General features: G+C 66.8%; 10 protein-coding genes. 7 read left to right on the forward strand and 3 right to left on the reverse strand.

What is annotated here, in order from left to right:
• Window positions 1-44: 44 nt before the first annotated feature.
• From murJ to N5J73_RS11245, 7 genes are all read left to right on the forward strand, one after another.
• Window positions 45-1,649, forward strand: a complete 1,605-nt coding sequence (gene murJ / locus N5J73_RS11215; RefSeq protein ID WP_152906695.1) for a murein biosynthesis integral membrane protein MurJ — start codon at window positions 45-47, stop codon at window positions 1,647-1,649.
• A 75-nt stretch (window positions 1,650-1,724) separates the two neighbouring features.
• Window positions 1,725-2,672, forward strand: a complete 948-nt coding sequence (locus N5J73_RS11220; RefSeq protein WP_049447038.1) for a bifunctional riboflavin kinase/FAD synthetase — start codon at window positions 1,725-1,727, stop codon at window positions 2,670-2,672.
• The gene (gene ileS / locus N5J73_RS11225) at window positions 2,669-5,500 is read left to right on the forward strand and encodes an isoleucine--tRNA ligase (protein ID WP_049447036.1); all 2,832 of its coding nucleotides are present in this window, start codon (window positions 2,669-2,671) and stop codon (window positions 5,498-5,500) included. Before N5J73_RS11220 ends, ileS begins: the two co-directional genes overlap by 4 nt.
• Window positions 5,500-6,024, forward strand: a complete 525-nt coding sequence (gene lspA / locus N5J73_RS11230) for a signal peptidase II (protein WP_010483311.1) — start codon at window positions 5,500-5,502, stop codon at window positions 6,022-6,024. Before ileS ends, lspA begins: the two co-directional genes overlap by 1 nt.
• Window positions 6,025-6,051: 27 nt before the next feature.
• Window positions 6,052-7,002 (forward strand): 4-hydroxy-3-methylbut-2-enyl diphosphate reductase, encoded by a 951-nt coding sequence (gene ispH / locus N5J73_RS11235; RefSeq protein WP_049447034.1) that lies wholly within the window; start codon window positions 6,052-6,054, stop codon window positions 7,000-7,002.
• A gap of 202 nt (window positions 7,003-7,204) precedes the next feature.
• Window positions 7,205-9,088, forward strand: coding sequence for a M61 family metallopeptidase (locus N5J73_RS11240; RefSeq protein ID WP_049447033.1), 1,884 nt, complete (start codon window positions 7,205-7,207; stop codon window positions 9,086-9,088).
• Window positions 9,085-9,750 (forward strand): lysoplasmalogenase, encoded by a 666-nt coding sequence (locus tag N5J73_RS11245; protein WP_049447031.1) that lies wholly within the window; start codon window positions 9,085-9,087, stop codon window positions 9,748-9,750. The genes N5J73_RS11240 and N5J73_RS11245 overlap by 4 nt, the downstream gene beginning before the upstream one ends.
• 82 nt (window positions 9,751-9,832) lie before the next feature.
• On the opposite strand, the gene N5J73_RS11250 is transcribed toward N5J73_RS11245, so the two are convergent.
• The 3 genes from N5J73_RS11250 to N5J73_RS11260 are packed head-to-tail and all read right to left on the reverse strand — an operon-like array spanning window position 9,833 to window position 14,338.
• Window positions 9,833-10,552, reverse strand: a complete 720-nt coding sequence (locus N5J73_RS11250; RefSeq protein WP_049447029.1) for a hypothetical protein — start codon at window positions 10,550-10,552, stop codon at window positions 9,833-9,835.
• Window positions 10,549-11,505 carry a hypothetical protein gene (locus N5J73_RS11255; protein ID WP_049447027.1) on the reverse strand — a complete coding sequence of 319 codons (957 nt, stop codon included), beginning with the start codon at window positions 11,503-11,505 and terminating at the stop codon, window positions 10,549-10,551. The genes N5J73_RS11250 and N5J73_RS11255 overlap by 4 nt, the downstream gene beginning before the upstream one ends.
• A 46-nt stretch (window positions 11,506-11,551) precedes the next feature.
• The gene (locus N5J73_RS11260) at window positions 11,552-14,338 is read right to left on the reverse strand and encodes a TonB-dependent receptor (RefSeq protein ID WP_049447025.1); all 2,787 of its coding nucleotides are present in this window, start codon (window positions 14,336-14,338) and stop codon (window positions 11,552-11,554) included.
• Between the last annotated feature and the right edge of the window lie 7 nt (window positions 14,339-14,345).

Raw genomic sequence — 14,345 nt, forward strand, 5'->3', positions numbered from 1 at the left:
GTCAAGTCGATTGTCAAGAGGGACGCTGAGTGAGTTCACCCAAGTTGTTGCGGGGCCTGCTGTCGTTCAGCAGCATGACCATGGTCTCGCGCGTTCTCGGACTTGTCCGGGACTTCGTGGTGACCACCACGTTCGGCACCAACGCCATCACTGATGCTTTCTGGGTCGCCTTCAGGGTACCCAATTTCCTGCGGCGTTTGTTCGCCGAGGGCTCTTTCGCCACCGCTTTCGTGCCCGTGTTCACGGAGGTGAAGGAGACCCGCAGCCATGCCGAGCTGCGCGAACTGATGGCCCGCACCGCCGGCACCCTGGGCGGGGTGCTGATGCTGGTCACCGCCGTGGCACTGATCTTCGCGCCGCAGCTGGCCTCGGTCTTCTCCAGCGGCGTTGATACCGATCCGGTCAAGCAGGGGCTGCTGGTCGACCTGTTCCGTCTGACCTTCCCGTTCCTGCTGTTCGTCTCTCTCACCGCCCTGGCCGGCGGCGCGCTGAACAGCTTCCAGCGCTTCGCGATGCCGGCGCTGACCCCGGTCATCCTCAACCTGTGCATGATCGCCGGTGCGCTGTGGCTGGCGCCGCGGCTGGGCGGCACCCCGGAAAAGCAGATCCTGGCACTGGGCTGGGCGGTACTGGCCGCCGGCATCCTGCAGCTGCTGTTCCAGCTGCCGTCGCTGAAGGGCATCAACCTGCTGACCCTGCCGCGCTGGGGCTGGAGCCATCCGGGCGTGCGCAAGGTGATGACGCTGATGGTGCCGACCCTGTTCGGCTCCTCGGTGGCGCAGATCAACCTGCTGCTGGACACCGTCATCGCGGCCAAGCTGACCGACGGCTCGCAGTCCTGGCTGTCGCTGGCTGACCGCTTCCTGGAGCTGCCGCTGGGCGTGTTCGGCGTGGCGCTGGGCACGGTGATCCTGCCGGCGCTGGCCCGCCACCACGTGAGCACCGATCGCGAGGGTTTCTCGCGCTCGCTGGACTGGGGGCTGCGCATGACCCTGCTGATTTCCGTGCCGGCCATGCTGGGCCTGCTGCTGCTGGCCGAGCCGTTGATCGCGACCATCTTCCAGCACGGCCAGTTCAGCGCCTTCGATACCCGCATGACCGCGCTGTCGGTGTACGGCCTGAGTTTCGGCCTGCCGGCGTTCGCCCTGCTGAAGGTGGTGCTGCCGGCCTTCTACGCCCGTCAGGACACCAGGACCCCGGTGCGTGCCGGTGTGGCCGCGCTGGTGGCCAACATGGTGTTCAACTTCGCGCTGCTGGCCGTGCTGTACCAGGTGATGGTGCCGGACGAGCTGAAGGCGCAGGGCGTGATGGCCGCCATCGGCAAGCAACCCGGCCTGCACCTGGCGCTGGGCATTGCCAGCGCGCTGTCCAGTTACCTGAACCTGGGCCTGCTCTGGTACTGGCTGGGCAAGACCGATGTCTACCAGCGCCGGCCGGGCTGGGGCGGCTATCTGCTGCGCCTGCTGCTGGCCTGCGCGGCCATGGTCGCTGCGCTGCTGGCCCTGCTGCACTGGCTGCCCGCGTTCTCGGCGATGGGCGTATGGGAGCGGATCGGTGCCCTGGCACTGCTGGTCGGTGGTGGTGGCGCTACCTATGCGGTGGCCATGGTGGCGATGGGCTTCCGCCCGCGCGACCTGCGCGGGCATTGATCGCCGCGTGTGGCGGCTATACTTCAGGGTTACACCATTGAAGCGGCGGCCCCGGTCGGGCCGGAACGAGAGTTGATGAGCAGGCTGTTCAGAAGCGTCGAGGGCGGGGAGCTGTTCCCCAACGGAAGCGTGGTCTGTATCGGTGCATTCGACGGCCTCCACCTGGGTCATCGTGCGCTGGTCCGCCACGCGGTTGCCCGTGCGCGCGCCTTGGGCGTGGCCGCGGTGGCCGTGGCGTTCGAGCCGCTGCCGCGTGAATTCTTCGCCCAGGGCACGCCGCCGCCGCGGCTGACCCTGGCACGCAGCAAGGTCGAGATCCTGCGCGAGCTCGGTGTCGATGCGATCGGCCTGCTGCGTTTCGACGCGGCGATGGCGGCGATGCCGGCCGAGACCTTCGTGCGCCAGCTGCTGGTCAATCGCCTGAGTGCGCGTGAGGTCTGGATCGGGCCGGAGTTCTGCTTCGGCAACCGCCGTCGCGGCGACCTGGCCTTGTTGCAGCAGCTCGGTGCCGAGCTCGGTTTCAGCGCCGGCGAGATCGAAGCGGTCGACCTGCATGGCGAGCGCATTTCCAGTACCCGCATCCGCCAGCTGCTGCAGGAGGGCGACTTCGCCCGTGCCGGCGACCTGCTCGGGCGTCCGTATGCGATCAGCGGCCGGGTGGTGCGCGGGCGCCAGCTCGGCCGTACGCTGGGCTTCCCCACCGCCAACCTGCGCTTCCCGAAGACCCCGGCGCTGTCGGGCATCTACGCGACCTGGGTGCACGGCGTGTTCGACCAGCCGTGGCCATCAGTGTCCAGCTTCGGCACGCGGCCGACGGTGGAGGGCGTGGAGCCGCTGCTGGAAGCCCACCTGTTCGATTTCCAGGGCGACCTGTACGGTCGACACATCGAAGTCGAATTCGTCGCCAAGCTGCGCGACGAAGAGAAATTCAATGATCTGGCGGCCCTGACCGACCAGATGCACCGCGACGCCGAACAGGCGCGCGCCATCCTTTCCGAACATAGATTGCGAGCCACTGCGTGAGCCAGGACTACAAGACCACCCTGAACCTGCCAGCCACCGAATTCCCGATGCGCGGCGATCTGCCCAAGCGCGAGCCGGGCATTCTGGCGCGGTGGGAAGAGCAGGGGCTCTACCAGCAGCTGCGCGACAACGCCGCCGGCCGCCCGCTGTTCGTGCTGCACGATGGCCCGCCGTACGCCAACGGCCGCATCCATCTGGGCCACGCGGTCAACAAGATCCTGAAGGACATCATCGTCAAGTCGCGTTACCTGGCCGGCTTCGATGCGCCCTACGTTCCGGGCTGGGACTGCCATGGCCTGCCGATCGAGATCGCGGTCGAAAAGAAGTGGGGCAAGGTCGGCACCAAGCTCGACGCCGTTGAATTCCGCCAGAAGTGCCGCGAGTTCGCCGAAGAGCAGATCAACATCCAGCGCGTGGACTTCAAGCGCCTGGGCGTGACCGGTGACTGGGACAACCCGTACAAGACCCTGAGCTTCGATTTCGAAGCCAACGAGATCCGTGCGCTGGCCAAGGTCGTGGCCAACGGCCACCTGGTGCGCGGCGCCAAGCCGGTGTACTGGTGCTTCGACTGTGGCTCGGCGCTGGCCGAGGCCGAAATTGAATACCAGGAAAAGGAATCGCCGGCGATCGACGTGGCCTACGCCGCGCGCGACGCGCAGGCCATCGGCCAGGCGTTCGGCGTGAGTGTGCCGACCGACGTCGAAGTGGCCGTGCCGATCTGGACCACCACCCCGTGGACGCTGCCGGCCTCGCTGGCGGTGTCGCTGGGCGCGGAGATCCGCTACGTGCTGGCCGAGGGCCCGGCCCACAACGGCAAGCGCCGTTGGCTGGTGCTGGCCGCCGCCCTGGCCGAGCGCGCGCTACAGCGCTACGGCGTGGAAGCAGTTGTGCTGCACGGTGAAACCACCGGCGCTGCGCTGGAAAACCAGCTGCTGGCGCACCCGTTCTACCCGGAACGCGAGATCCTGGTGCTCAACGGCGACCACGTCTCCGACGAAGACGGTACCGGTGCGGTGCACACCGCCCCCGGCCATGGCCAGGAAGACTTCGTGGTCAGCCAGAAGTACGGCCTGCTGGACAAGTACAACGCCGGCCAGGTGACCCCGATCGACGGCCGTGGCGTGTACCTGGAATCGACCCCGCCGGCCGGTGACGTGGTGCTGGCCGGCCAGCACCTGTGGAAGGCGCAGGAGGCCATCGTCGGCGTGCTGCGCGACAACGGCGCGCTGCTGGCGTTCCACCCGATCCGCCACAGCTACCCGCACTGCTGGCGCCACAAGACGCCGGTGGTGTTCCGCGCCACTCCGCAGTGGTTCATCTCGATGGACAAGGCCAACCTGCGCAACGATGCGCTGGCCGCCATCGACACCGTCGGCTGGTTCCCGACCTGGGGCAAGGCGCGCATCCAGAGCATGGTCGACGGTCGTCCGGACTGGACCATCTCGCGCCAGCGCACCTGGGGCGTGCCGATCGCACTGTTCACCCATCGCCAGACCGGCGAGATCCACCCGCGTTCGGTGGAGCTGATGCAGCAGGTCGCCGACCGCGTCGAAGCCGAGGGCATCGACGTGTGGTATTCGCTGGATGCCGCCGAACTGCTGGGCGCCGAAGTGGCCGATTACGAGAAGGTCACCGACATCCTCGACGTCTGGTTCGATTCGGGCGTGACCCATGAAGGCGTGCTCGCCGCGCGTGGCTTCGGCAAGCCGGCCGACCTGTACCTGGAAGGTTCCGACCAGCACCGCGGCTGGTTCCAGTCCTCGCTGCTGACCGGCGTGGCGATCGACAAGCGCGCCCCGTACAAGCAGTGCCTGACCCACGGCTTCACCGTGGACGAGCACGGCCGCAAGATGTCCAAGTCGCTGGGCAACGGCATCGAGCCGCAGGACATCATGAACAAGCTGGGCGCGGACATCCTGCGCCTGTGGATCGCCTCGGCCGACTACAGCAACGAGATGTCGCTGTCGCAGGAGATCCTCAAGCGCAACGCCGACGCCTACCGTCGCCTGCGCAACACCGCACGCTTCCTGCTCGGCAACCTGGACGGTTTCGATCCGGCCCGGCACCTGCAGCCGCTCGACCAGATGGTCGCGCTGGACCGCTGGATCGTGCATCGCGCGTGGGAGCTGCAGGAGAAGATCAAGGCAGCCTACGACGGCTACAACATGGCCGAGATCGTGCAGCTGCTGCTGAACTTCTGCAGCGTGGACCTGGGCTCGCTGTACCTGGACGTGACCAAGGACCGCCTGTACACGATGCCGACCGATTCGCACGGTCGCCGTTCGGCACAGAGCGCGATGTACCACATCGCCGAAGCGTTCACCCGCTGGGTCGCGCCGATCCTGACCTTCACCGCCGACGAGCTGTGGGGCTACCTGCCGGGCGAACGCGCCGGGCACGTGCTGTTCACCACCTGGTACGACGGCCTGGCGCCGCTGCCGGCCGATGCCCAGCTCAACGCCGCCGATTTCGACCAGCTGCTGGCCGTGCGCGAGCAGGTGGCCAAGGTGCTCGAACCGATGCGTGCCAACGGCGCCATCGGTGCTGCACTGGAGGCGGAGATCACCATCGCCGCCAGTGAAGAGCAGGCGACGCGCTGGCAGCCGCTGGCCGATGAACTGCGCTTCCTGTTCATCAGCGGCGACGTGCAGGTGCGCCCGGCGACCACCGACGAGGTGTTCGTCAGCGCCCAGCCGACCACCAAGGCCAAGTGCGTGCGCTGCTGGCACCACCGCGCCGACGTCGGCAGCAACGCCGATCATCCGGAACTGTGTGGCCGCTGCGTGAGCAACATCACCGGTGCCGGTGAAGTGCGGAGCTGGTTCTGATGGCCGCGCCCCGTCCGCATCCGAACGCCCTGGTCTGGCTGCTGCTGTCGGCGGCCATCATCGGCCTGGACCAGTGGTCCAAGGCCTGGGTTCTGTCGAGCCTGCCGGAGTTCCAGCCGGTGGTGGTCATCGACGGCTTCTGGAACTGGTACCGCACCTACAACACCGGTGCGGCGTTCAGTTTCCTGAGCGACGCCGGTGGCTGGCAGAAGCACTTCTTCACCGTGCTGGCGATCGTCATCAGCGGCCTGATGGCCTGGTGGCTGCGCGGTACCGCCCGTGGCAACTGGAAGGCGGCCGTGCCGTATGCGCTGATCATCGGCGGCGCGATCGGCAACGTGATCGACCGCCAGGTGCATGGCCATGTGGTCGATTTCATCCAGTGGTACGTGGGCAGCTACACCTGGCCCTCGTTCAACATCGCCGACTCGGCCATCGTGGTGGGTGCCATCGGCATCGCCCTGTTTGGCCTGTTTGACGGCAAGTCCGCCAAAAAGGCGGATAATGCCAATCCGAAACCGTAAGCCGGCCGCTGCCGGGAGATTGAACTGATGGATGTGCTGCTCGCCAACCCGCGTGGTTTCTGTGCCGGTGTCGATCGTGCGATCGAGATCGTCAAGCGCGCGATCGAAACGCTGGGCGCGCCCATCTACGTCCGCCATGAGGTGGTGCACAACCGCTTCGTGGTCGACGACCTGAAGCAGCGCGGCGCGATCTTCGTCGAAGAGCTCGACGAAGTGCCGGACAACAACACGGTGATCTTCAGCGCCCATGGCGTGTCCCAGGCGGTGCGCCAGGAAGCCGAACGCCGTGGCCTGAAGGTGTTCGACGCCACCTGCCCGCTGGTGACCAAGGTCCACTTCGAAGTCGCCCGCCACTGCCGTGCCGGCCGTGACGTGGTGCTGATTGGCCACGCCGGTCACCCGGAAGTGGAAGGCACCATGGGCCAGTGGAACCGCGAAGCCGGCACCGGCCAGATCTATCTGGTCGAGGACGTCGAGCAGGTTGCCACGCTGCACATCAACCAGCCGGAAAACTTCGCCTACACCACCCAGACCACGCTGTCGGTGGATGACACGCGCGGCATCATCGATGCGCTGCGCGAGCGTTTCCCGGCGATGCAGGGCCCGAAGAACGACGACATCTGCTACGCCACGCAGAACCGCCAGGACGCCGTACGCGATCTGGCCAAGCGCTGCGACCTGGTGCTGGTGGTCGGTTCGCCCAACAGCTCCAACTCCAACCGTCTGAGCGAGCTGGCCCGCCGTGAGGGCGTGGAATCGTACCTGATCGACGGCGCGCACGAGATAGACCCGGCGTGGGTGGCAGGCAAGCAGCATATCGGCGTGACTGCCGGTGCCTCGGCGCCGCAGGTACTGGTCGATGGCGTGCTCGCACGCCTGACCGAGCTGGGCGCCAGCGGCGTGGGTGAGCTGGATGGCGAGCCGGAATCGATGGTGTTCGCGCTGCCGAAGGAACTGCGCCTGCGTCTGGTCGACTGACAGGGAAAGGCCGCATCCACGCATGGCGTGGATCTACTGAAACCGCTCTGGTGGGTCCGAACCAGCACAAGGTGGGTGCGAACCTTGGTTCGCACGCTTTTGGGCATGCACCGATGGGCGCACCGCCCATGACCTTTGGCCATGGGGCAGGGCTCTCTACAGGCCTAGCATCGGAGGATTCTCCGTTGTTGGATGCTGCCCGATGAAGACCCGTGCTCTGGTGATGTCCCTGCTGTTCGCGCTGGCGGCCACGCCTGCGCTGGCGCAGACCTCGTCGCCGGCCAGCGCCGCCGCTTCCGGCCTGCTGCGCATCGATGTCGACGCGCGCGACCTGGCCCGTCGCATCTTCAAGGTGACCGCTACGGTGCCGGCCCGGCCCGGCCCGATGACCCTGCTGTACCCGCAGTGGATTCCCGGCAACCATTCGCCCACCGGCCCGATCGAAAAATTGGCAGGCCTGCGCGTGACCGCCAACGGCAAGCCGCTGGCCTGGCAGCGTGACCAGTTCAACGTCTATGCGTTCAAGGTGAACGTGCCCGAGGGCGTGAGCGAGATCGTCGCCCACTTCGACTTCCTGTCCTCGCAGGGCGGCAGCCAGGGCCGGGTGGTGATGACCCCGGAAATGCTCAACCTGCAGTGGAACGCCAACTCGCTGTATCCGGCCGGCATCGACGCGCGCCAACTGCAGGCGCAGGCCAGCGTGACCCTGCCCAAGGGCTGGTCGTTCGCCACTGCGCTGGAGACCGCGCGCCGCGACGGCGACACCGTGGTGTTCAAGCCGATCTCGTATGACCATCTGGTCGATTCGCCGTTGTTCGCCGGTGAGCACTACCAGCGCATCGATCTCGACCCGGGCGCGAAGGTGCCGGTGCATCTCAACGTGTTTGCCGACGAAGCCAAGTCGCTGAAGCCGACCGACGCGCAGATCACGATGCACCGCGCATTGGTGCAGCAGGCCGACAAGCTCTATGGCGCACGCCACTACAACCACTATGAATTCCTGCTGGCATTGACCGACCGGCTGGGGGGCATCGGCCTGGAGCATCACCGCTCCAGCGAGAACAGTGCCGATCCAGGCTACTTCACAGAGTGGGACAGCAACGCGTGGATGCGTGATCTGCTGCCGCACGAGTACACCCATTCCTGGAACGGCAAGTACCGTCGTGGCGCCGACCTGGCCACCGCCAACTTCAACGTGCCGATGGGCGACAGCCTGCTGTGGGTGTACGAGGGCCAGACCCAGTTCTGGGGCCAGGTGCTGGCGGCGCGCTCGGGGCTGTGGTCGACGGCGCAGGCGCGCGACATGCTGGCCAATGTGGCTGCGACCTATGACCGTGGCCGCCCGGGGCTGGCCTGGCGCCCACTGCAGGACACCACCAACGACCCGACCATCGCCCAGCGCCGCACGCTGCCCTACCGCAACTACCAGATGAGCGAGGACTACTACTCCGGCGGCCAGATGCTGTGGCTGGAAGTGGAGGGCAAGCTGCGCGAACTGAGTGGCAACCGTCGCAGCCTGGACGATTTCGCACGTGCATTCTTTGGCGTCGGCAATGGCGACTGGGACGTCAACCCCTATACCTTCGACGACGTGGTTGCGACCTTGAACGGCATCGCGCCGTACGACTGGGCGACGTTCCTGCGCGGGCGACTGGACGGCCATGGTTCGTTGACCGGTGGCCTGGAACTGGCGGGCTGGAAGCTGGTCTACCGCGATACGCCGAACGACGCCTACAAGGCACAGGAAAAGCGCGCCAAAGCGGCGTTGCTGGCCTATTCGCTGGGTGCGACCGTGCTCGACAACGGCACGGTCGGTGACGTGATCTGGGACAGCCCGGCCTTCAACGCCGGTCTTGCACCCGGCATGAAGGTGATCGCGGTTGGTGGGCGCGAGTACAGCAGCCAGCGCCTGAAGGACGCGGTGGCTGCGGCAGCGAAGGACAAGGCGCCGATCGTGCTGCTGGTGAAGCAGTTCGATCGCATCGAAACGATGAGCATCGCCTACCACGGTGGCCTGCAGTATCCGGTGCTGGAGCGCATCGCCGGCAAGCCTGACCGTCTTGCGGATCTGTGGAAGGCACGATGAAGCCGCGCGCCCGCGATGGCGTGATCCTGTTGATGGCGATCCTCGCAATCGTGGGCGCATTCCTGCACGGCGATGGGCGTTGGCTGCACTGGCTGGCCAAGCCGGCCACCACGCTGCTGATCGCCGCCATCGTCTGGCGCGTGCATGATCCGGCGCCGCCGTTCTACCGCCGCGCAGTGCTGGCCGGCATGCTGCTGTCGTGCGTGGGTGACATTGCTTTGATGCTGCCGATGGATGCGTTCGTGCCAGGGCTGGTCGCATTCCTGTTGGCGCACGTCTGCTACATCGTCGCCTTCCGCGATGGCCTGCGTGCCGGGCGTGGGCTGTTGGCCGCCAGCGTCCTGCTGGCGGCCTTTGCCGTACTCAATGTGCTTGGCCTGTGGCCGCACCTGCCGGTGCCGATGCGTGTGCCGGTGCTGGCATACGTGGTGGTGCTGGCATCGATGGCAGTGCTGGCCCTGGCACGGCAGTGGCGCAGCCCGCAGCCCGATGCCGTGGAAGCCCGAAGCGCCCGCTGGGCCGCGGCAGGCGCATTGCTGTTCGTCGCCAGCGATTCCCTGCTGGCCTGGGACCGCTTCGCCGGTGGCCTGCCCTTGGCCAGCCTGCTGGTGTTGTCCACCTACTACGGCGCGCAGTACGCCATCGCGCGCTCGGTGAAATAGCAAAAAAGGGGACGGAGGGAATTAAGTCGTATACGCCTTGATGCTGCATACGACTTAATTCCCTCCGTCCCCTTTTTGAGGCCTACTGACGGCTTACGCCGCGGGCGTTGCCCTGTGCGTCAAACTGCAGGCGCACCGATTCGCGATCACCGGCCACTTCGTCCGGCAGCCATACCAGTCTTCCGGCTTTGCGCACGATCACGTAGACATGGCCGACTTCGGATGCGGGGTTCTGCAGCGCATTGCGCTGTTCCTGCAGCGCTTTGGCCACGCGTGGCACGGCATCGAAATCAACGTTGGCCAGAGGCGTGCTGCTGCGCTGCAGGCTGATGGTGGGGGCGAACTGTTGTGGGTTCACTGGATTGCCCTTGCGCCATTGGCCACGCTCGAAGTGGTAGCTGTCGACGTGGGTCGGCTGCTGCGGATCGACCAGATCCAGGTTGATGCGGCCATCGTCGTAGAAGTGGATGCTGTGGAAGACCGTGAGCCTCTGGCCGGCCAGTGCCGGCAGCTGCTCCAGTGCCTGGCGCGCAGCCTGCAGGTAGTCCGCATCGAACAGGCGATTGTTGCGCTCGGGCGCCGCAGCGGTACTCGCCGCGGGGAAGGGGGCCGGGGACGGCACAAGCGATGCGGGTTGCTCGCGCGGCGACTGAGACCAGACGGAGGGTGGCAACCGGTCCGGCTGTACCGAATACCCCAGCGTTTCGCTGATGGTCTGCACTGCACCGCCGGCAGCGGCCACGCCCGCCAGAACCAGCAGCAGTACCAGGAACACGGTGCGGGTTGAGGGCGGCTGTTTCATACTCCCTCCAGACGCACGTTGCTGCGGTCATCCGGGTCGTACAGCAGCGTCACGTGCTCGCGCGGGATGTTGGCCAGTTCAATCAGCGGGACGAAGCGGCGCACGCGGGCCTGCTGCACGTTGCCTTCGCGGTCGGTGTATTCCAGCTGGAACTCCACCTGCGGCTGTTCGTTGAGGTAGGTGCCGGTCTGGCGCACCTTCAGCACTTTGGCCTCCACGCCGATGCCGCGATACTTCAGCGCATCGCCGCGGGCATCGGCGTGCAGCAGGCGGCCGAGCAGGCGCAGGCCCACCGCATAGCCACACAGCACCAGCGGGCACACCAGCAGCGGGTGACCGAACGACAGGAAGGTCCAGCCCAGCCCCTCGCTCTGCAGCTGGTAGGCCCCCACATAGGCAGCGGCAACGGTGGCGATGCCGAGTGCCGCACCGATGCCCCGCCGCCACAGGCTGGCAACATTCAGTTCGGGCTGGGCACCGTCCAGCACGATGTTGGGAAATGCCCCGGGCGTCCGGCCCAGGCGCGCATCGATGTGCCTGCCCACCTCGAAGCGATGCAGCTGGGGTTTGCTGTCGACCACCAGCATCTGTTCGTGGATCGGCGTACCGGACAGGTTCTTGAAGGACACCTGCAGTTTCCATTGCGCGAAGCCGCGTACCTGCACACCGGTCTGTTCGGCCTGCTCGATCAGCGCACTTCGCGATTCACCGTCGGCCAGGATCGACTGCACCCGGTGCAGTGCGCGCGGTGGCCCAAGCAACAGGTAGTGCAGGAAAGCGAACAGCAGGGTCAGCCACAGCGCCAGCGACAACGCGAGCAGCAGCAGTGCCAGCCACGGCGTGCTGCGATCGGCCAGCGCCACCGGCCACGAGGTGCCGAGATAGAGGATGCAGGGGAAGGGCAACGCGAAGAAAAGCAGGAACGCGCCCCAGAACCAGAGATAGGCTTTCATGGGGGAAGGGGACCGCGGTGGAACAGGGCGCGTAGATTACTACGCTTCAGCGGAACTGCAGGGTAAGCAGGTAATAGCGACCGAGCGGATCGTCCAGCCCGGGCATCTGCCCGCCGTTGCCGACCAGATAGTTCATCGGTTGCGCATCGAGCACATTGTGCACGTCCAGTGCCGCGACGACACGTGGGCCGAGGCGGCGGGCCAGGTGCAGGTTCCAGCGCAGCTGGCGTGGGTTCATGCAGTGATTCTGTTCGACCTGATCCTGCGGGCACTCCGCCCCCGGCAGCCAGGCACGGGTGCGACCGACCTGGTTGCCGCGTAGGGCGATGTCCCAGTTGCTGTTCTGCCATTGCACGTTCAACACCGCCGCCAGCTCGGGTGTCACATGGCCGCGCAGGTCCACGGCGGCCTCGTGGTCACGGCGGCGACGCAGTTCCTGCTGTTTCAGCGCATCGAGCGAAAACAACCATTGGCCGTCGCTGCCGCTGTCGATGCGGTACTCGCCACGCAGCACCCAGTTGCGGGACGTGGTGCGGCCGATGTTGTCAAACGACAGTCGCAGGCTGCTCAGGTGGCCGTCTTCATCCAGTTCCCAGGTGCTGCGGTTCCACACTGCATCGCTCGGCTGCAGGGCGAGGATCTCGTTGCGCAGTTCCACGATGTTGTGGGTCAGCGACAGCGAGAACGTGTCGCTGGGCGTCCACGTGGCTGCCAGTGAATGGCTGCGCGATCGCTCGGCCTTGAGTGCATCGTTCTCAACCACGTTGGCCGTGACGCTGCAGCCGCCACCGCGTGTGGCGATTGCACATTCCGGAAGCGCACTGGAAACCGGAAGCGTGATGGAGCCGAAGTAGCCGGGGGGCCGCCGTTGCTCGAACAGGCTCGGTGCACGGTAGCCGCGCCCGCTGGCCAGCAGGAATGACCAGTGGGGTGTGGGGCTCCAGCGCAGCCCGGCACGCGGCGAAAACGCCATGAAGCCGCCGTCGCGGTCCCAGCGTGCAGCCAGGTCCGCGCGCAGCGTGGGTGCCAGCGGCAGGCCCAGCTCGGTGTAGACGCCGCTGCTTTGTCGCGACAGGCTGCGTTGCTGCTGTGGCAGGCCCAGCGCAAGGTCGCCCTGGCTCAGCAGCGCGTCCGGACGCGAGACCCAGCGTTCATGGCGCAGGTCGATGCCGGTGGCCAGCTGCGCATTGCCCCCGGGCATTGCCATCAGCTCACGCTGCAGGCCCCACCAGCCCTGCCATTGTGCGGTGCTGCCGCGGTTGCGGATGGATGGAAACAGCGCGTCCACATCTGCTGCCGGCGGCGCGTCGAAACCCGGAGTGAACCTGCGTGCCTGTGTTGCTTCAAGCAGGCGCGTCGTGCGCACGGTACCCGCAGTGGACAAGGTGACTTCGCTGCGCTGCGCGCTGATGCCCGCCTCCCAGCTGCGCCGGCCCTGGTCGCGGCCGATGCCGAAGGTGACGTCCGCATCGGTGGCGCGGACGCTGGGGCGCACGTTGCCGGCCTCGCGCAGCACGGTGTTGAAGATGATTCCCCGCGAGACCACCGCAACGGCTGTCGGGCCCAGGTCGAAGCGCTGGCGGTTGTGACTGGCCCGTGCCTCGACATAGGCATAGCGTCCCTCACCACGTTCATGCCGGTAGCGCAGGTAGGCCGATGCAGTATCCGAGGCGGGCTGCAGCGAACGCGGCCGCGCGCTGTCAAACCAGCAGCCATCCTCGCGCCGCTTCAGGGGCGGCTCGCAGCGCCGGGCGGGCACGTACCAGTTGCCGAATATCGCGCCGATCGGATACAGCGAGGTTTCCGCATGCCAGTCACGCTGGTCACCGGCGACGTGCTCGACACGGTGCAGATCGAGGCCGGCGAACCAGCGGTCCCCGTTGCCGCGCGCGCCGCCGGTGGCGGCCTGCAGGCGGTACTGGCCGGCATCACCGCGGCTGCTCAGGCCGGTCTGCAGCATGGCTTCGGGCCCATCGGCCTGGTCGCGCAGGATGATGTTGACCACGCCGGACATGGCATCGGCCCCATAGATGGCCGAGGCGCCGCCGCGTACCAGTTCGATGCGGTCGACGAAGCTCAGCGGAATGCCGCCGAGGTCGGTGAGCCCGCCTTGCTCCAGCGACACCATCGGATAGCGTGGCAGGCGCCGGCCATTGACCAGGAACAGGGTGGCACGCGGTCCCATGCCGTCGAAGCTGGTGGTGGCCGCAGCACCCACCGGCAGGTACTGCGAATCACCGCTGCGTGCGCTGCTCATTGCGGGCAGGCCATTCATGCCGGGCAGGTGCCGCAGCAGGTCGAACAGACTGCCGTAGCCACTGCGCAGGATGTCGGCGCGGTCGATCGTGGTGACCGGCAGCGTGGTCTGTACCGAGGTGCGTGGCAGGCGGCTGCCGGTGACGTGGATCGGTGCCAGTTCCACCTGGCGCGGCGATTCGGGGAGGCTGTGCAGAGGTGTCGGCGCCGCCACAGGGGCGGGTGCTGCAGCGATGGGCGCGGTGCGGACACGGCGAACCACGAAACCACCGGAAGGCGTGCGCAGGATGGTCACCGGCATGCCGGCAACCAGCTGTTTCAGGGCGCTGGCCGGATCAGTCTGGCCATGCGCGCCGTCGGTGTGAAGTCCTGCCAGCTCACGGCCATCAAACATCAGGGCGATACCGCTCTGCCGTGCCCATTGCTGCAATGCCGATGGCAAGGGGCCGGCGCCGATACGGTAATCGTGGGCGGCAGCGGGCTCACCGGCCATGGCCGCAGGCACTGCCGCCAGCAACAGCGCCACGCACAGCAGTGGCCGGAGCAGCCTCCACTGCAGCGCGCCCGGTCCTGCCATCACCACA

The organism is Stenotrophomonas sp. GD03654, from assembly GCF_029845105.1.
Taxonomy (GTDB): Bacteria; Pseudomonadota; Gammaproteobacteria; order Xanthomonadales; family Xanthomonadaceae; genus Stenotrophomonas; species Stenotrophomonas africana.

What these genes read in the sequence shown, in the direction of transcription:
- N5J73_RS11220 (WP_049447038.1), top strand. Translation starts at nt 1,725, where the DNA reads ATGAGCAGGCTGTTCAGAAGCGTCGAGGGCGGGGAGCTGTTCCCCAAC.
- N5J73_RS11245 (WP_049447031.1), top strand. Translation starts at nt 9,085, where the DNA reads ATGAAGCCGCGCGCCCGCGATGGCGTGATCCTGTTGATGGCGATCCTC.
- N5J73_RS11255 (WP_049447027.1), bottom strand. Translation starts at nt 11,505, where the DNA reads ATGAAAGCCTATCTCTGGTTCTGGGGCGCGTTCCTGCTTTTCTTCGCG.
- N5J73_RS11260 (WP_049447025.1), bottom strand. Translation starts at nt 14,338, where the DNA reads ATGGCAGGACCGGGCGCGCTGCAGTGGAGGCTGCTCCGGCCACTGCTG.
- N5J73_RS11250 (WP_049447029.1), bottom strand. Translation starts at nt 10,552, where the DNA reads ATGAAACAGCCGCCCTCAACCCGCACCGTGTTCCTGGTACTGCTGCTG.
- ispH (WP_049447034.1), top strand. Translation starts at nt 6,052, where the DNA reads ATGGATGTGCTGCTCGCCAACCCGCGTGGTTTCTGTGCCGGTGTCGAT.
- lspA (WP_010483311.1), top strand. Translation starts at nt 5,500, where the DNA reads ATGGCCGCGCCCCGTCCGCATCCGAACGCCCTGGTCTGGCTGCTGCTG.
- N5J73_RS11240 (WP_049447033.1), top strand. Translation starts at nt 7,205, where the DNA reads ATGAAGACCCGTGCTCTGGTGATGTCCCTGCTGTTCGCGCTGGCGGCC.